Raw genomic sequence first — 18,498 nt, 5'->3', positions numbered from 1 at the left:
CTCGAACTCCAAATACCAAGCCCGCGGCCCGAACATCGACCGGCGCAGCTACCAGGCCACCGCCAGCATCGACGTCATCAGCCCCGACCCTTGACAGCCAACGTCCCGCCCTAACTGAACGGCGTTGGAGCTAGTCCAGGTCACCGGCTCCCCGGCGGCGACCTTGCCGGCCTCGCTGAGCCGCGCCACGTTGACGGCCGCGCAGGCCCGGGAGACCGCGGCCCGGGACGTCGGCTCGCGGATCGTGGCGAAAGACGATGACCCGGTCAAGCTGGTCGCGTTCGCCACCAAGGGCGGCGCTCGTCCGGCCTGGCAGACGCTGTCCGTCAGGACGGGTTACCTGCACGTGATCGACGCGGCCACCGGTCGGGTCCTGTTCCGGCAGGATCTGCTGCTCAACGACAACGCGCCGTCGGCGCTGGTGTGGCAGAACTACCCGGGCGCGCCACTGGGCGGCAAGCAGCAGCAGCGTTCGCTGAAGGACTGGATCACGCCGGAGGCCACCACGCTCTCCGGTGACTCCGCGCACGTGTTCCTCGACGTGAACGACGATGACGAGGCCAACCCGGGCGAGGAGGTCGCGCCCGACAAGCCGGGTGACTGGCGCTTCCCGTTCAAGGACTTCACCGGCCAGGTCGGCCCGCCCTGTGCGGCGGGCAAGCAGTGTTCGTGGGATCCAGGGGTCGGGTACTCGTGGAAGGACAACGCGAAGCAGAACGCCGCGCAGTTGTTCTACTACGTCAGCAGCTTCCATGATCACCTGGAGGCGGCGCCGATCGGGTTCACCCGGGCGGCCGGCAACTACGAGACCGCTGACGGCGACCCGATCGAGGTCAACGCGATCGACGGCGCCGACCTCGACGGCGACGGTCATCCCGCCTATGTCAACAACGCCAACATGACGCCCACCCCCGACGGTGTGCCGGGCCGCATGCAGATGTATCTCTTCCAGGACCCGTTCCTGGCGGCGAACTCCGGTGACGAGGCCGACATCGTCTACCACGAGTACACCCACGGCGTGTCCAACCGCCTCGTGGTGGACGCCTCCGGCAACTCGACGCTGACCAGTCCGCAGAGCGCGGCGATGGGCGAGGCGTGGAGCGACTGGTACGCCTTCGACCTGCTCGCGGCTCAGGGTTTCCAGACCGACACCGCCGCGCCGGGTGAGGTGCTGGTCGGCCGCTACGTGAGCGACGGTCAGAATCTGGTTCGTACGCAGCCGCTGGACTGCACGGTCGGTGCGAGCGCGGACGTCTGCCCCGGCACGGAGGGCGCCGGATCGGGCGGTTACACGTACGGTGACATGGGCAAGATCATCGGATTCGCGGAGCCGCACGCCGATGGCGAGATCTGGGCGGAGACGCTGTGGGATCTGCGTACCGCGCTGGGTTCGAAGCTGTCCGAGTCGCTGGTCACCCGGGCGATGGAGCTGTCGCCGGCGAACCCGTCGTTCCTGGACATGCGTAACTCGATCCTGATGGCCGACAAGGTCAGCCGGGACGGCCGCGACCAGAAGAAGATCTGGAAGGTCTTCGCCAACCGGGGCATGGGCTGGTTCGCGGCCGACCTCGGCGGCGACGACACCACCCCGATCGAGGACTTCTCCACGCCGCCGGCCCGGGACGCGTCGCGTACCTCGGTCACCGGCACGATCACCAACGTCGACAGCGGCGCCCCGCTGGCCGGGGCGACGGTGAGCTTCGCCGGGCACGCGTCCGGGTTCGCCGACTCCTACCAGGCGACCGCCGACGCGCAGGGCAGGTACACGATCCAGAACGTTCTGCCGGGTGGGACCTACCCGGAGGTGAATGCGTCGGCTCCCGGCTACGAGACGGTCTTCCGTGACGTGCGGGTGCATCAGGGTGCCAACAAGGTGGACTGGGCGCTGCGCCGGGACTGGGCCGCGACCAGCGGCGGCAGCCGGCTCACGGACTTCAACGGCGACGACTACAGCGAGTTCGGCTGCGGGCCGGGCGCCGCGCTGGACGGCCTGCAGAGCACCAGTTGGATCACCGATGCCGTGTACGGCGCCGACGGCAGGATCGACCCGCGGTACCTGGTGGTACACCTGCCGGCCGCGGTCGACGTGTCGGCGATCGCGGTCAACCCGTCCGGGAACTGCGGCGACGCCAGCGCCTCGACCGGTGACTACCGCGTCGAGACGTCGGCCGACGGCCAGAGCTGGACGGTCGCCTCCTCGGGCCACTTCGGAGTCGCCGAGCGGAACCGGATGAACGAGGTGCCGCTCGCCGCTGGCAGCACCTCGTCGGTGCGGTACCTGCGGTACTCGATGCTCGGCACGCAGATCGCCGAGGAGGGCATCACCTGCCCCGACAACTACTACGGCTGCTACTACGTCAACACCGCCGAAGTGGCCGTGTACGGCGTCGCCCCGTGAACAGAAAGGAGACGTTCATGCGCTACGCCCGTATCGCGGCGGTCTCGGCCCTGGTCCTCTCGATGGCCGCCTGTGGTTCCAGCGAGAAGACCGTCGACAAGCCTGCCGGGTTCGTCGCGGGCAACTCCGGCGCCCTGGTCGGCGTCACCATGCCCACGCGGTCCTCGGAGCGCTGGATCGGTGACGGTGAGAACGTCAAGAAGGAGCTCGAGGCGCTGGGCTACAAGGTCGACCTGCAGTACGCCGAGGATGACATCCCGACCCAGGTCAACCAGCTGGACAACCAGATCACCAAGGGTGTGAAACTGCTGATCATCGCGTCCATCGACGGCACCGCGATCACCACGCAGCTGGAGAACGCCAAGGACAACAAGATCCCGGTCATTTCGTACGACCGGCTGATCCGCAACTCGCCGAACGTGGACTACTACGCCACGTTCGACAACTTCAAGGTCGGCGTGCAGCAGGCGACCTCGCTGCTGACCGGTCTCAAGGTGCTGAACGCGGACGGGTCGAAGGGCACCGCGAAGGGCCCGTTCAACGTCGAGCTGTTCGCCGGCTCGCCGGACGACAACAACGCCACGTTCTTCTTCAACGGCGCGATGTCGGTGCTCAAGCCCTATCTGGACGACGGCACGATCAAGGTGCCCAGTGGCCAGACCGGCTTCAAGTCGATCGCCATTCTCCGCTGGCAGCCCAAGACCGCCCAGGATCGGATGGAGAACCTGCTCACCTCCACCTACCGGTCCGGTCTCCGGGTGCAGGGCGTGCTGTCGCCGTACGACGGGCTCTCGATCGGCATCCTGTCGGCGCTGAAGAGCAACGGTTACGGCACCGCGGGCCAGCCGTACCCGGTCGTGACCGGTCAGGACGCCGAACGTGCCTCGGTGAAGTCGATCATCGCCGACGAGCAGTACTCGACGATCTTCAAGGACTACCGCGACCTGGCCAAGACCAGCGCACAGATGGCGGACGCCATCCTCAAGGGCGGGAAGCCGACCACGAACAACAACAAGGACTACAACAACGGCGTCAAGGTCGTTCCGTCGATGCTTCTCGATACGATGATCGTGAACGGGACCAACTACCAGAAGGCGCTGCTCGACAGCGGCTTCTACACGAAGACCCAGTTGCAGTGACAATTTTGGAGACACTCGTGAGGCGTCCTCGCTGGTCCGTGCTCGGGGCGGCCATGCTGCTCACCGTCGCGTCGTTCGTACCGGCTCCGGCCGAGGCGGCGCCGCCGGCCGGTGGTGGTTTCGAGGTCTACGCGGCCACACTCGACGGTGCGCAGGCGCAGCGGCTGGGCTCCGCGGGCGTGGACCTCGACGAGGTCAGTCGCCGCCCGGCCGGCGGGGGCAAGGTGGCGGTCGAGGTGATCCTCGGCCGGGAACAGGCGGCGCGGCTGATCGCGTCCGGCGTACCCCTGCGGGTCAAACCCATGACCGCGCGGATGCGGAAGCTCAAGGCCCAGGAACCGACGGTCTTCCGGCGGTACGACGCGCCGGGCGGGATCCGGGAGGAGCTGGCCACCACCGCGGCCCGGTTCCCCAGGCTGGCGAAGCTGGAGACGATCGGCCGGTCCCTGCGCGGGGTGCCGATCCAGGCGGTCAAGGTCACCGTCGACGCGAAGGCCATTCCGGACGGCAAGCGGCCGGCGGTGCTGTACTTCGGTGCCCAGCACGCCCGGGAGTGGATCACCCCGGAGATGACCCGCCGGCTGATGCACCACGTGCTGGACGGCTACGGCACCGATCCGGCGATCACGAAGCTGCTCGCCACCACCGAGTTGTGGTTCATGCCGGTCGCCAACCCGGACGGCTACGACGTGACGTTCGTCGACGACGACCTCCGCTACGTACGCAAGAATCTGCGCGACAACAACGGCGACGGACAGTTCGGCCCCGGCGACGGCGTCGATCTGAACCGCAACTTCGCCGAGAAGTGGGGCTACGACGACGAGGGCTCGTCGAACGATCCGGCCGACGACACCTACCGCGGGCCGGCGCCGGGCTCCGAACCGGAGACCCGGGCGATGGACGCGTTGTTCCGCCGGATCGGCTTCCGCTTCCTGGTCAACTACCACTCGGCGGCTCAGCTGCTGCTGTGGGGCAGCGGCTGGCAGGTCGCGACGATCAACCCGGACGATCAGATCTCGATGGCGATGGCCGGCGACCACGCCCGCCCGGCGGTGCCCGGTTATCTGCCGCAGCTCTCCGCCCAGATGTACACGACCAACGGCGACACGAACACGCACGCGCAGGCCCGGTACGGCACGATCGGTTTCGCCCCGGAGATGTCGACCTGCCAGACGGCCTCCGAGTCGGACCCGGACGACGGCTGGGAACCGGACGACTGCCGCACCGAATTCGACTTCCCCGACGACGAGCATCTGATCCAGGCCGAGTACGCCAAGAACGTGCCGTTCGCCCTGTCGGTCGCCGCGTCGGCGAAGGACCCGGCCGATCCGGTGTCGGTGGTCGGGCGCGGCACCGAGGACTTCGTCCCGCACACCTTCGCCGACTCCTTCGGCACGAGCCAGCAGGTGTCCGTCATCGCCCGGCGGTCGCTGCGCGGCGTCCGGATGCACTACCGGATCAACGGTGGCCGCGAGCGAACGGTCGCGGCCGGCGAGTGGCGCGGCGGCGAACGGTACGGCGGGACCGCCGACAAGTACTTCGCCGAGCTGCGCGGCACCGTCCCCGGGCAGAAACCCGCGGACGAGGTGACCGTCTGGTTCACCGCCCGTGGTGGCCGCGCGAGCGAGCCGTTCAGCTACACGGTCGCCGACCGGATCGGCGGCGATGTGCTCGTCCTGGCCACCGAGGACGTCACCGGCATCGAGCCGCCGAACACCGACGGGGCCACCTCCGCCCGGTACGCCGACGAGCACGTCGACGCGCTGCGGCACGCGGGCTACACCGCCGACGTGTACGACATGGACACGCACGGCCGGCAGGCGCCGGACGCGCTGGGCGTGCTGTCCCACTACCGTGCCGTGGTCTGGGAGACCGGCGACGACATCGTCACGCGCAACCCCGGCCAGTCCGAGCTCGTCACCACCCGTGCCGCGGCCGAGACCGAGCTGGCGGTCCGCGACTACCTGAACGAGGGCGGCAAGCTCCTGCACGCCGGGCCGTACGCCGGCTACGCCGCGCAGGTCGGCTACTACTACCGGCCCGAAGGACCGGGGGAGTGCGAGGACGTCTTCGAGGACCTGACCTGCCAGTCTCTGAGCAACGACTTCGCGCAGTACTGGCTCGGCGCGACCACCTACCTCGACAACGGCGGCAGCCAGGCGGTGACCGGCCGGTCCGGCACGCTGGCCGGGTTCCGGGCGCCGGTCGGCGCCCAGCAGCACACGGCCTCGTTCCTCAGCACGTCGGGCGAGGTCCCGCTGACCTGGCATCGGGACGTGCCCGGTCCGTACGACCCGGCCGACGGCGACTGGTACCTGTTCGGCGGGCAGCCCAGCTTCTACGCCGCGACCTGGAAGCGGCTGACCAGGACCGTCGACCTGACCGAGGCGGCCGCCGCGCGCCTGCGGTTCAGCTTCTCGCACGTCACCGACGGCAACGACTTCGTGTTCGTGGAGGCGCACGAGGTCGGCACCGACGACTGGACCACACTGCCGGACACCGGCGGCCTCACCACCAGCGACGTCGGCTGGGGCTGCGAGTTCGAGGGATTCGGCAAGCATCCGTTCCTGGCGCATTACTGGGGCGCCGACTGCACACCGGGGGGCACCACGGGCGCCTGGAACGCGGTGAGCGGCAACAGCGGCGGCTGGAAGACCTTCGAGACCGACCTTTCCGCGTACGCCGGCAAGCGCGTCGAGATCTCCATCACGAACACGTCGGACGATTGGACCGACGGTTACGGGACCTTCCTGGACGACATCCACCTCGACGTGGACGGCACGACTGCCGCGCAGACCTCGTTCGAGACCGATCAGGGCGGCTGGACCGTGGCCGGCCCGCCGCCGGGATCCCCGGCCAACCGCACGGACTGGACCCGCAGCCGGCAGGCGTACGACTTCGGCGCCGCGACCTCGACCGCGGACACCCTCTACCTCGGCTTCGGCCTGGAGAAGATGTCCTCGCCGGACCGCGACGACCTGATGGCCCGGGCCCTGCGTCACCTCCTGCCGGACGGCCGTGCGGGCCGGGCGGCTCATCGATAACGGAAGGCGCCCACCAGCGCTCGAAGGTCGGCCGACGCTCGGTTCAGGTCCTCCGCCGTGGTACTCGTCCGTGCCGCGGCGGAGTTCGTCCGCTCGGCGGTCCGGGCCACCCCGCCGATGCTCGCCGCGATCTCGCCGGCGCCGACCGCGGTCTCGCCGACGTTGCGGCTCAGCTCGCCGGTCGTCGCGGTCTGCTGCTCGATGGCCGACGCGATGGTCAGCTGTCCGCTGCTGACCTCGCCGATCACCTCGCTGATCTGGTCGATCGCGCGGACCGCGTCGGCGCTGCCGGACTGGATCGCGTCGATCTGCCGGGCGATCGACTCGGTCGCCGACGCGGTCTGCTGAGCCAGATCCTTGACCTCGCCCGCCACCACGGCGAAGCCCTTTCCGGACTCACCGGCCCGGGCCGCCTCGATGGTCGCGTTGAGGGCGAGCAGGTTGGTCTGCGCCGCGATCGCCGTGATGAGCTGCACGACCGACTGGATCTCGTCGGAGGCCGCGCCCAGCCGGCTGATCGTCTTGGAAGCCGCCTCCGACGCCCGTACGCTGGTCTGCACCGTCTCCGAGGCCTGACCGGCGCTCCGCGCGATCTCGCCGATCGAGGCGTTCATCTGCTCGGCCGCCGCGGCCATCGTCGAGACGATCGCGGAGACCTCCTCCGCGCTGCTGCTCACCTGACCCGCCTGGGCGCTGGTCTGCTCGGCGCCGTCGGCGAGATCGGCGCTCACCGTACGCAACTCGGTCGCCGCCGCGGCCACCTCCTCGGCCCGCGCTCCCACATCGGCGACCAGCCGCTGCATCCGGTCCGCGAAGCGGTTGAAGCCGGCCGCCGCGTCGGCGACCTCGTCGCGTGCCTCGTCGGTGATCCGCTGGGTCAGGTCGCCGTCGCCGTCGGCGATCTCGGCCAGTCGCCGGTTGAGCGCGCCGAGCGGGCGCAACACCGATCGGGCCAGGAGCACGGCGAGCGCGGCGGAGAGCAGGAGCGCGATCAGCCCGGTCACGATGATGCCCGTGGTCGCGCGGCCGGCTTCGGCCTCGGCCCGGGTCACCGCCTCGCCCGCCTCCACGTCGATGGCCGCCACGATGGTCTCGACGGCCTGCGCGATCTGGTTGAACAGCACGATCTCGTCGCCCATCACCAAGGCGCTGGCGGCCCGGTCGCCGGCGGGCGTCCCGGCCCGGTAGCCGTCGGCGATCTGCTGGTCGAGTGCCATGAACCGGTCGAACTCGGTCCGGGTGGTGCCGAGGGCCTGCCGCTCCGCGGCGGTGAGCCGGCCCGATCGCTCCAGCTCGGTGAGCTCCGCGCGGAACGCGTCGGCCGAGGCGAGGAACGTCTTGCGGCTGTCGCCCGCGTCGGTGGCCGCGCCACGGATGCCGCGGACGGCGTCGAAGGCGTACGCGGTCTGCCAGCCGTTGAAGTCGGCGGCCCGGAACTTCACCTGGCCGGCCAGCCGGGTCGTCTCCCGGTAGTCGCTGACCGTCCGGGTGGCGTCGCGCTGCGCGGAGATGGCCGTGAGCCCGACCACGGCGACGCCGGTCAGCAGCGCCAGGAGGATCAGCACGGTGGCCGTCAGACGGGCGCTGATGCGCAACCTACGCATCGGTGCGTTCCCTGAGACGACTCACCCGGCCATTGTCCCAAACTTACGGGTCCGGACTGGCCGAATGCGCAAGTCCAGGCGTCAGCGGCTCACTGTCCGGCGTCTGACCGGCGTCTCACTGGCCGGCGTCTCACTGGCCGGCGTCTCACTGGCCGGCGTCGGGTGACACGCCGGCGCCGTTGATCGACGAGGCCTCCAGAGCGCCGGTCGTCAGGCCCCAGCGCAGCAGCAACTCCTTGTAGACGCCGGTGCGCATGAGCTCGTCCAAGGCCTTGTGCAGCGCGTCGCGCAGCTGGACGTTGTTCTTGGCGACCGCGATGCCGTACAGGCCGGGCTCGTACTGGACGGTCGACGCGAGCTGGTAGTGGGCCCGGGTGGCCGGCTCGGTGGTGAGCTCGGCCGCCGGGGGGAAGTCGTTGAGGATGGCCACGGCGCGTCCGGTGCGCACCTGCAGCAGGGCATCCGCGTTGGTCTTGAAGCTGCGGATGACGATGGGCTTCTTGCCGCATCCGCGCTGGGACCGCTTGAGCAGGTCCTCCTGCACGGTCGAGTTCTCGACGGCGACGACCTGGCCGCACAGATCCTTCAGTTCGGTCACCCCGCTGGGGTTGCCCCGGCGCACGACGATCGACGTTCCCGCGGAGAAGTAGTTGATGAAGTCGGCCTTCTTCTCCCGCTCGACCGTGTCGGTCATCGCCGACATCACGCCGTCGAACTCGCCGCTCCTGGTGTCGTCGAGGGCGGCCGAGAAGTCGGCGCGCACCATCTCGATCTGGATGCCCATGACCGAGCCGAGCGCGGCGGCGAGATCCGCGTCGAAGCCGATGATGGTGCGCCCGTCGGCCGCGTACGACTCCATCGGGGCGTAGCTGGGGTCGGTGGCGAACCGGAGGGCGCCGCGGTCGCGGACGGACGCCGGCAGGCTCTGCCGGATCGCCTCGTTGACCGCGATCGTCTCGCCGCCGCCGGCCGTGCCGTCGGTGGAACCGTTGGTGGCGCAGCCCCCGGCGAGCAGGGCTACCGCGACGCCGGCCACCGCGATGAGACGATGTGTCATCTGTACTCCTGCTGACTCGTCAGGGCTAGAAGCGGGACGTCGTGCGCGGCGTAGCGGTCCACGAGGATGGGCCAGGGCGCCGGCTGGGAGAACAGGAAGCCCTGGACGTCGTCGCAGCCCGCCTCGAGCAGCCACCGGCGTACCCGGACGGTCTCGACGCCCTCGGCGGTGACCCGGACACCCAGGGCGTGGCCGAGCTCGATCACCGACCGTACGATGGCCCGGTCCTGGTGGTCGTGCGGCATGCCGCCGATGAACGTACGGTCGATCTTGATCTCCGAGACCGGCAGGCCGCGCAGCTGCGACAGGCTGGTGAAGCCGATGCCGAAGTCGTCGACCGCCACCCCGATGCCGAGGGCGGCGAGCGCGTGGACCGCGGCGATGGCCGCCTCCGCGTCGCCTGCCACGGCCGTCTCGGTGATCTCCAGGGTCACCAGGGCCGGGGCTGCGCCCGTCTCGGCGAGCAGCGCGGCGACGTACTCCGGGAAGCCGGGGGACTCGAGGTTCCGGGCCGAGATGTTGATCGACACCGGCCAGGACCGGCCCTGCGCCATCCAGGCGGCCTGATCGGCCAGGGCGCGGCGCAGGACCCAGGCCGTGAGCGGCTCGATCAGGCCGGACTGCTCGGCGGCGGGCAGGAACTCCGACGGCGGGATGAGACCGCGCTCCGGGTGCCGCCACCGGACGAGAGCCTCGACGCCGGCGACCAAGCCGTCGGACAGCCGGATCTTGGGCTGGTACAGCAGCTCGAGCTCGTCGCGCTCCAGGCTGTGCCGCAGTTCCGCCTGCACCGCCAGCCAGGACGTCGCCTGCAGGGCCGAGTGGCCGGAGTAGAGGACGATGTCGGCGGTGCCGCGCTTGCCGTGGTACATGGCGGCGTCGGCGTGCTGGAGCAGCTCCTCGATCCCGGTGCCGTGCGCGGGGTAGAGGGCGACGCCGAAGCTGGCCTCGATGCTCAGCGGCACGCCGTCCAGGGTGACCTCCTGGGTCACCGCATCGCGGATCCGGGTCAGCAGCGAGACCACCTCGTCGTCGGTCGCGCCGGGCATGATCAGGCCGAACTCGTCGCCGCCGAGGCGGGCGACCGTGTCGCCGGAGCGTACGGAGCCGGCCAGCCGATCCGCGACGATCTGCAGCAGCTCGTCGCCGGCGTGGTGGCCCAGCGTGTCGTTGACCTCCTTGAACCGGTTGAGGTCGGCGAGCACGACCGCGCCACCGGAACCGCCGCGGTCGACGGCGTCGAGTTCCGTCTGTGTCCGCGCCCGGAACGCGGCGCGGTTGGGCAGGCCGGTGAGGCCGTCGTGCAGTGCCTCGTGCCGGTGCCGGGCCGCGTTCCGCCGCATCGAGCGGGTCGTCGACCAGGAGATCAGCGCCAGCACCACGTAGAGCAGGACGAGGCCGGTGCCGAGCCTGAGGTACGCCTGGCGCATCTGCTGCCGCAGGTGCGCGGCGATCGCCTCGTTCGGCAGGTACAGCTCGAGCACGCCCACGGACTGCCCGGACGCCCCGATGATGATCGGCTGCACCACCCGGATCACCTGACCCGACGGCCGCGACTCCTCGGCCACGACCTTCACGTCCGAGCGGCCCGCGACCGCGGTCCGGAACGACGGGTCGGACACCGACACCCCGCCGACCGTCGAACCGTCGTCGGCGAACACCACCCGGCCGGCGAAGTTGCGCACCCGCAGCCGGACCACGGAACCGCGGAAGATGGCCAGGTCGGTCGCCGTCTGCAGGCGCTCCCGCTGCTGGTCGGTGAGGCCCGCCGTGAGATCGGCGCCGTCCAGTGCGGGCGCGACCGCCATCTCCTCGATGACCGCGGCCTGCGCGGATCCGTGATCGCGTCCCCGGTCGGCCGCCTCGTCTCGATAACCCTGCGTGAGAACGCCGCCGAGAATGCCGACGGTCACCAGCGAGGCGACAGCGTAGGCAGCGAACAGCCGCGACCCAGCGCTGCCGCCCTCACCTGCCCAGATCCGGAGTCGCATGGTTCTGTCATCGGCCGGTGCGCCCTCGTCGTGAGAAGTTCGGCGCCTCGGTCATGTCATCGGCGGCGGACAGCCAGGGCCGGCCGGCGCGCCGGCCTCCCTGGTCACACCGGACCCCGCGCCATCAACTTCCACCGCGGTCACGACGGGCAACGACTGATCGACTTCGGGACCTGGTCCAGCCTCGACCGGTTCCAGGTGCTGCTCGACCAGCCCGGCTTCAAGACCGGCAGGAAGTACTGGGAGGAACCGGCCACCTTCCAGAACGACTACTTCGGCGTCTGTCGACCCCGTTCACCGCCGGCGCTGCGGGAGACGGCAGACTGTTGCCACGAGGTTAATCTTTCGCCCATTGTGGTGAGTCGTCCGAATGGCATAGCGATCAACCGGGTCACAGGCGCTAGCCTCCCCGCCCATGCTCACCCTCTCCAGACGGGCTCTGCGCGTCGATGTGCCCATGATCGCCGCGCTGGTCCTGCTGGCCGTGCTGGCCCGCTTCGCCGGTCGCGGTGTGGTCACGGTCGACATGCGAACCTTCTACGGGTGGTACGCCGACCTCACGGCACACGGCGTCTGGCACGGGCTGAGCCAGGAGATCGGGAACTACAACGCGCCCTTCCTCTACCTGCTGGCCCTGACCACGGTGCTGCCCGGGCCGATGGTTCTGAAGATCAAACTGGTCTGGGTGGTCTTCGACCTGCTGCTCGTCTTCTTCACCTACCGGACGGTGGCGTTGCGGTGGCCGGGCCGGCGGATCCCGGCGCTCGCCGCGCTCGTCGTCGCCCTGCTGCCCACGGTCGTGATCAACGCCTCGTTCTGGGGCCAGACCGACTCGATGTGGGCGGCGTTCGCCCTCGGCGGCGTCTACTACCTGCTGCGGGACAAGCCGTGGTGGGGCGTGGCGATGTGCACGGTCGCCCTGGCGTTCAAGCCGCAGGGGATCTTCATCTTCCCGCTGTTGCTGCTGCTCGTGCTGGCCGGCCGGATCCGGTGGCGGAACCTGCTCGCGGCGCCCGCGGTCTACGTGGCGCTCTGCGTGCCGGCGATGCTGGCCGGCCGCAATCCGATCGAGCTGCTCACCCTGTACGACCCCGGCCGCCAGGCGATCCACGTCCCCGACCTGACCTCGAACGCGCCGTCGGCGTACGTCTACTTCCCGATCGACATCCGCGTGGAAACCGTGAAGACCCTCGGCTACCTCTTCACCGCCGCCTTGATCCTCGGCGTGTGCTACGTGCTCGCCGCTCGCCGCGTCACGATCACCCCGTACCGGATGATCCTCGCGGCCACGGTGTTCAGCATCCTGATGCCGTACACCCTGCCCGGCATGCACGAGCGCTACTTCTACCTGGCCGACGTGCTGACCGTGGTGCTCGCCTTCTACCGGCCGCGGCTGTGGTACGTCCCGCTGCTGGTCCAGGCGTCCTCGCTCCTGTCCTACGGTCCGTACCTGTTCCGGCACGACCCCCGGCTGATCAGCCCGATGGTCCTGGGCGCGCTGATGCTGGCCGCGCTGATCGTCACCGGCTACGCCCTGCTGCGCGAAGCGGCCGTCGCGCCCCTCCCCGCGGTCAAGGAGCCGCGGAGCACGGAGCCGCGGAGTACCGAGCCGCAGATCGCGGGACGGCCCGCACCGCCGGCCCCACGCTCCGAGCCTGTCGACCTCGACGATCCCCAGCGGGTGCCGTCGGCCCGTTGACCGCCGCGCCGCCGGTGCCCCACGAACGATCCGGAGTGGCGCGGCACCTCACTCGCCGGGCTTCTTGAACTCCACGCTGTCGGTGTCCTTGAGGTAGTCGGCGAGGGTCTTGTAGACGACCGGGTTGATGATGTCGTGGCGCATCCGGTCGCGGTGGTTCGCCCAGTCGGGGTTGACCATGTAGCCGGCCACCACCAGCTGCTGCGAGCCCACCACCAGCGACGCCGTCTTGTCGGCGTCGGTGGTGCCGGTCTTGCCGAAGATCGGGTGCTTGATCACCTGGTACGCGTTCCGCTCGGTGGCGCCCTTGCAGGTGCCGAGCTGGGCACGGTCGCCGACCGGGCAGCGGGCCGCGTCGAGCGCCCTGCGCGCCACGTCCACGTCGGTGGCCCGGGTGCAGGACGGCTGACCGGCCGCCACCTTCGATTTGTCCGCGGCGTAGATCTGCTTGATCGGCGTGGGGGAGCAGTACATGCCGTCGGCGGCCAGAGTGGCGTACGCGTTGGCGATCTCCAGCGGGGTGGACGCGGTCACGCCCAGGGTGAACGCGCCGAAGTCGTGCGCCGCCTCGGGCGTCTTGATCAGGTCACGGTCGCCCGAGGAGCGGAACTGCAGGCCGAACCGCTTGGAGACGTCCACCACCTTCTCCGCGCCGACCTGCTCCTGCAGCGGCACGAAGTACGTGTTGACCGATGCGCCGAAGCCGGTCCACATGTTGAACGTGCCCTGCTCGCTCTTGGACGCGTTCGACGGGCAGTAGTCCGAGGTGCCGGGACACGCGGCCGGCGAGTTGAACGCGACCGGGTACTTCGAGTGGTACGTCGAGCCGGACGTGATCTCGTGGTCCAGCCCCAGGCCGTCCTCGAGCGCGGCGACCATGGTGAACATCTTGAACACCGAACCGGCCTGGTAGCCGTCGATGTCGCCGTCGCCGGTGATGATCGGGTTCGTGGTGTTCGGGTACGTCGCCCGGGCGCCCGCCTTGCGCGCCTGCGGGTTGGAGCTCTTCGGGTTCTCGCCGTCGTCCAGCTTGAACTTGCGGTTCGCGGCCAGCGACTTGACCCGCCCGCTCTTGGGCTCGACCCCGGCGATCAGGACGGCGTTCACGTTGTCGTCCTTGATCTTGCTGGTGATCTCCTTACGAGCGGAGTCCTGCGCCTTCACGTCCAGCGACGTGACGATCGTGTAGCCACCGCTGCGCAGCTGACGCTCCCGCTCGTACGCGTTGGCCCCGAACTCCTTGCGGCCCATCCACCAGCGGAAGAAGTAGTCGCAGAAGAAGCCCCAGCTGTTCTTCTTCACCGACGTGCAGCCGTTGCCGGGGCGGTTGGTGGTGCGGACCAGCTTCACCTTCTTGGCCTCGTCGGCCTGGGCCTTGGTGATCTGTCCGAGGGAGAGCATGTTGTCGAGGATGTAGTTGCGCCGGTCCAGGGCCTGCGGGTAGCCGTCCTTGGTCGTCGGGTCGAACGCGGTCGGCGCCTTCACCATGCCGGCGAGCAGGGCGGACTCGGCGATCGACAGGTCCTTCGGCGACTTCTTGAAGTAGACCTGGCTGCCGGCGTAGATGCCGTACGCGCCGTTGCCGAACGGCGCCAGGTTGAGGTAGCGCTCCAGGATCTGCTTCTTGGAGAGGTCCTTCTCCACCTGCAGCGCGTTCTTCATCTCGGCGACCTTGCGCTCCGGCGTGTCCTTCGTCGCGTCGATCGCCTCCTGAGGCGTCTTCGCGCCGTACGCCTGCGCCATCCGCACGTACTGCATGGTCAGCGTGGAGGCGCCCTGCTGCGCGCCGCCGTTCTGGTTGTTCACGAAAGCGCGGGCGATGCCCTTGGGGTCGACGCCGTTGTGCGTGTAGAAGGTGTGGTCCTCGGCCGCCACGATCGCGTTCTGCATGTTCGGCGAGATCTGGGTGATCGGCACGTCGCTGCGGAACTCGTCGTACATGGTGGCGATCAGCGTCCGGCCGTCGCTCGCGTAGACCCGGGTCACCTGAGGGGCGGACTGCTGCGTGATCGTGCTCGGCAGCGCCGCGAACTTCTGGGCGCCCTCCTTGGCCGCGAGCCCGGAGAGGGCGGCGGCCGGGAACGACGCGGCGGACACCACCACGCCGGTCAACAGGCCGCAGATGGCCAACAGGCCGGCCTTGGTGGCGAACGATCGGGCAGTGGGCCGGTTACCGCTGGACACAGGCCTGCTGACCACCTTTCAGTATGGAAATCATCGCGACGCCTCTGGCCACTACCCAGGACGGGAGATTTCGAATCGCCGAAATCGGTCCTCAACGATATGCGGGGTCAATGCCCCAGATCGCTCGCGAAGCATACGGGATCGTCCTGTGGTGAATCTGGGAACCGTTCCGGGGAATGGTCCACAAATCGATTGCGGTGATCGCCCGGGAGCGTAACGTCACGCGCCATGAGACCTGTCCTTCTGGCGACAGCCACCGCGCTTCTCATGACTACGGTCGGCGCCGCGGCGCCGGCGTACGCGGGTGGCGCCGCTCCCTCGCCCGGTGCCCCCGGCATCGGTGACCGTTTATACCCGCTGCTCGGCAACGGCGGGTACGACGTACAGAACTATGATCTGAAGGTTCGTTACCCGCAGAAGGATCCGAAGCAGACCGTCACCGGCGACGTGACGATCACGGCCGTCGCGACGCAGAACCTGTCGCGGTTCGACCTCGACTTCGGTGGTGACGCGGTCGGCGGCGTGACCGTGAACGGACGCTCCGCGACATTCACCCGCGACGGTGATGAGTTGGTGATCACACCCCGCCGTGCCCTGCGGAAGGGCAAGGAGTTCTCGGTGACGGTGAGCGGGTTCACCGCGACGCCGATCGAGGCCAACGCCAGCTCCCCGGCAGGCTTCGTGACCACCGCGGACGGCACGTTCATGGCCGGCCAGCCGAACCAGTCGCACCAGTACTTCCCGAGCAACGACCACCCGCGTGACATGGCGACGTACACCATCGCCCTGACCGTCCCCGAGGGCTGGACGGCCGTCGCCAACGGCAGGCACGTCGGCGACCGTACCCGGGCCGGGTACGTCACCTCGACCTACCGCGAGAACAAGCCGCTGGCCAGCGAGCTGATCCAGGCCGTCGCCGGTGACTTCATCGTCCACGACCGCGCGCCGGTGAACGGGGTGCCGGTCCGGGACGTCGTCCCGCGCCGGCTCGCCGACGACCTGCTGCCCAAGGCGGCGGTCGAGAGCTCGCAGCTGAGCTGGATGACCGCCAAGGTCGGCCGCTACCCGTTCGAGAACTACGGCTCCCTGGTCGTCGACACCGACCTGGGCTTCGCGCTCGAGACGCAGACCCTGTCGCTCTACGACACCAGCCTGTTCGGCGCCCCGAAGTTCGTCCTCGACCCGATCATGCTGCACGAGCTCGCCCACATGTGGTTCGGCGACAGCGTCGCGCCGCACGAGTGGAGCGACGTCTGGCAGAGCGAGGGTCACGCCACCTGGTACGAGCTCGAGTATGCCGAGGAGACCGGTGTCTTCTCCGACTACACCGGGGTCAAGGACCGGGAGACCTACTTCAAGGCGGTGTACGCCCGCGGCGACACCTACCGTCAGCGCTACGGCCCGGTCGCGCACCCGCTGAAGGCGGACTCGATCTGGGACGTCTTCAACCCCAACGTGTACGACGGTGGAGCGCTCGTCCTCTACGCGCTGAAGCAGAAGATCGGCGCCCGTGACTTCGACCGGCTCGAGCGGGCCTGGGTGAGCGTCAACAAGGGTGAGTCGGCCTCGGCCCAGGACTTCATCGCGCTGGCGTCCGCGGTCTCCGGCAAGAACCTGCGTCCGTTCCTGACCGACTGGCTCTTCGGCACCAAGACCCCGCCGATGCCGGGCCACCCGGACTGGACGGTGACGGCTGCTCCGGCGCCGGGCGCGGCCACCAAGGCCGCTCCGGCTCCGGCGCCCGCCTACCGGCGCTGACCTCACCACCGGCCGCCTCGGGGACTCCCGGGGCGGCCGTTTTTCGTGGTAAGTTGAACGTGTTCAAGAAACGAGGGGGCGGCCATGGACAGGCTGAACGGGTCCGGGTGGGCGGGGCTCTACGCGGTGGTGGCGCTCTGTGTGCTGACGTTCGTGCCGCTCGGGCTGGGAGCGCTCGGCCGGGGCCGTCGCCTGGTGCGCTGGTGGCCGGTCGCAGCGGTCCCCGCGGTGATCGCCCTGCTCCTGTCGCGCGGTCCGCTCGCCGGCCTGCTGTGCGTTCCCTACCTGCTGGCCACCCTGGTGGTGCCGGTGGTGCTGCGGCGGGATCGGCTCGCGGCCTTCGCGGCGGCCTGCCTCCCGGTGGCGGCGGCCGGGCTCGTCGCCGAAAGGGCCGGATACGCATTGCTCGGCTTCCCGCCGGGTGTGCTGGGCCTGACCGCGGCGCACTTCCACGTGGCCGGCTTCGGGGCGCTCCTGCTGCTCTCGCTGACCAGAGCCCGGGTGCCGCGGCTGTTCGCACCGGCCGGGGTGGCGGTGGTCGGGCTCGGGTTCCTGATCGGGGAGCGCCCTGGTGACATGGTCGAGCTGGTCGGCGCCGGCCTGCTCACCGCGGGACTCTGGCTGGCGATCGCACCGAGGTCGAAATGGCTGCTCGCCCTGAGCCTGGTGACCATGACACTGGCCGTGCTCTACGCGGCCGGGCAGGTCTTTCACATCCCGCACCTGAACCTGACCTGGATGGTGCTCACCCACGGGGTGCTCAACGCGGCCGCCGTCCTCACCGCGCTCGTCGTGGCCTGGGTGCGCCGGGAGCAGCCCTGGTCGGAGCATCGCTGGGCGCACCGGGTCGATGACTTCGAGGCCGCGTCGGCGGCGCTGCTGACGTGGGAGATGCACCGCCGGGCGGGCGCCTGGGTCGAGCGGGACACGCCGCCGGCCGAGGTGGGACTGCGGATGCTGTCACGGCTGGGGTTCGGGCGCTTCCGGGTGCCGGAGCCGTGCGAGGTGACCGAGGTGGTGCGGGAGCCCGACCTGACCGTCATGCACTACGTCGCGTCGGAGGGGCACACCTTCGAGGGGGACGAGCGGTTCACGGTCGTGCAGCGAGCGGACGGGACCGTGTGGTTCGAGGTCGCCGTCCGCTCGCGGCCGGTGCTGCTGATCGCCCGGATCGCCGGTCCGGTGGTCCCGGTCGTTCAGCGGCTCTTCATCGCCAGGTGCGCGGCAGCGCTTCGCCACCGCTCGGAGGGAAAGCCGGGCTCGGAGGGGAAGCCGGGCTCGGAGGGGAAGCCGCGCTCGAAGGAGGAGCCGCGCACGACGGCGACGGCGCGGGCGATGGCAGCGGGAGCAGGGCCAGAGGCACGTGATGCTGGCCGGCGTGCATATCCCGATCCCGCAGGCTCCCCTGCACCACCGGCCGCGGGAACGAGATCTTGACGACGTTCAGCGACGGGATCCGGAAGATCTGGACACTTCCTTCGGGTACGCCGTAAAGGCGCGCGACGAGGGCGGCGTCGACGAAGGAAACCGCCTCGAATCCGGCGGCGTCGCGCAGGAACAGTTCCATGGTCGTCCAGAACGGGCCGGCGTTCTTGGAGCGGACCTCCGTGGCCAGGTCGGCGAT

10 protein-coding genes and 1 pseudogene are annotated in these 18,498 nt (G+C 69.7%); 6 read left to right on the top strand and 5 right to left on the bottom strand.

Annotated elements, in window-relative coordinates; all coding sequences use genetic code 11:
• The first annotated feature begins 124 nt into the window (after positions 1-124).
• The 3 genes from QSK31_RS33630 to QSK31_RS33620 are packed head-to-tail and all read left to right on the top strand — an operon-like array spanning position 125 to position 6,581.
• Positions 125-2,398: a M36 family metallopeptidase gene (locus QSK31_RS33630; RefSeq protein WP_285688620.1), complete on the top strand. Its 2,274-nt coding sequence runs from the start codon at positions 125-127 to the stop codon at positions 2,396-2,398.
• Positions 2,399-2,415: 17 nt separating this feature from the next.
• The gene (gene chvE, locus QSK31_RS33625; RefSeq protein ID WP_285688619.1) at positions 2,416-3,537 is read left to right on the top strand and encodes a multiple monosaccharide ABC transporter substrate-binding protein; all 1,122 of its coding nucleotides are present in this window, start codon (positions 2,416-2,418) and stop codon (positions 3,535-3,537) included.
• 17 nt (positions 3,538-3,554) lie between these two features.
• Entirely contained in the window at positions 3,555-6,581 is a 3,027-nt protein-coding gene (locus QSK31_RS33620) for a M14 family metallopeptidase (protein WP_285688617.1), read from the top strand.
• On the opposite strand, the gene QSK31_RS33615 is transcribed toward QSK31_RS33620, so the two are convergent.
• The 3 genes from QSK31_RS33615 to QSK31_RS33605 all read right to left on the bottom strand — a co-directional run bounded on the left by QSK31_RS33615 (position 6,572) and on the right by QSK31_RS33605 (position 11,233).
• The gene (locus tag QSK31_RS33615; RefSeq protein WP_285688616.1) at positions 6,572-8,185 is read right to left on the bottom strand and encodes a methyl-accepting chemotaxis protein; all 1,614 of its coding nucleotides are present in this window, start codon (positions 8,183-8,185) and stop codon (positions 6,572-6,574) included. The two genes, QSK31_RS33620 and QSK31_RS33615, sit on opposite strands and share 10 nt — an antisense overlap.
• 145 nt (positions 8,186-8,330) lie before the next feature.
• Entirely contained in the window at positions 8,331-9,242 is a 912-nt protein-coding gene (locus tag QSK31_RS33610) for an ABC transporter substrate-binding protein (RefSeq protein ID WP_285688615.1), read from the bottom strand.
• Entirely contained in the window at positions 9,239-11,233 is a 1,995-nt protein-coding gene (locus QSK31_RS33605; protein ID WP_285688614.1) for a putative bifunctional diguanylate cyclase/phosphodiesterase, read from the bottom strand. The genes QSK31_RS33610 and QSK31_RS33605 overlap by 4 nt, the downstream gene beginning before the upstream one ends.
• A 415-nt stretch (positions 11,234-11,648) precedes the next feature.
• On the opposite strand from QSK31_RS33605, the gene QSK31_RS33600 reads away from it, so the two are divergent.
• A complete protein-coding gene (locus QSK31_RS33600) occupies positions 11,649-12,932 on the top strand; it encodes a putative hexosyltransferase (RefSeq protein ID WP_285688613.1) in 1,284 nt (427 codons plus the stop codon).
• A gap of 48 nt (positions 12,933-12,980) precedes the next feature.
• On the opposite strand, the gene QSK31_RS33595 is transcribed toward QSK31_RS33600, so the two are convergent.
• A complete protein-coding gene (locus QSK31_RS33595) occupies positions 12,981-15,116 on the bottom strand; it encodes a transglycosylase domain-containing protein (RefSeq protein ID WP_285688612.1) in 2,136 nt (711 codons plus the stop codon).
• 228 nt (positions 15,117-15,344) lie between these two features.
• Between QSK31_RS33595 and QSK31_RS33590 the strand changes: the two genes are divergently transcribed.
• Positions 15,345-16,874, top strand: a complete 1,530-nt coding sequence (locus QSK31_RS33590) for a M1 family metallopeptidase (RefSeq protein ID WP_285688611.1) — start codon at positions 15,345-15,347, stop codon at positions 16,872-16,874.
• Between the two features lie 84 nt (positions 16,875-16,958).
• Positions 16,959-18,089, top strand: a pseudogene (locus QSK31_RS33585) (YndJ family transporter); the annotation flags it as partial.
• Here the strand turns inward: QSK31_RS33585 and QSK31_RS48920 are convergent.
• Positions 18,082-18,441 (bottom strand): DUF4387 family protein, encoded by a 360-nt coding sequence (locus tag QSK31_RS48920; RefSeq protein WP_352244525.1) that lies wholly within the window; start codon positions 18,439-18,441, stop codon positions 18,082-18,084. The pseudogene QSK31_RS33585 and the gene QSK31_RS48920 overlap by 8 nt on opposite strands.
• Positions 18,442-18,498 lie beyond the last annotated feature (57 nt).

It is taken from the genome of Actinoplanes sp. NBRC 103695, from assembly GCF_030269485.1.
Classification (GTDB): Bacteria; Actinomycetota; Actinomycetes; order Mycobacteriales; family Micromonosporaceae; genus Actinoplanes.
Note: the sequence above shows the minus strand (reverse complement) of the source record. Positions and strands in the feature narration are given on the sequence as shown.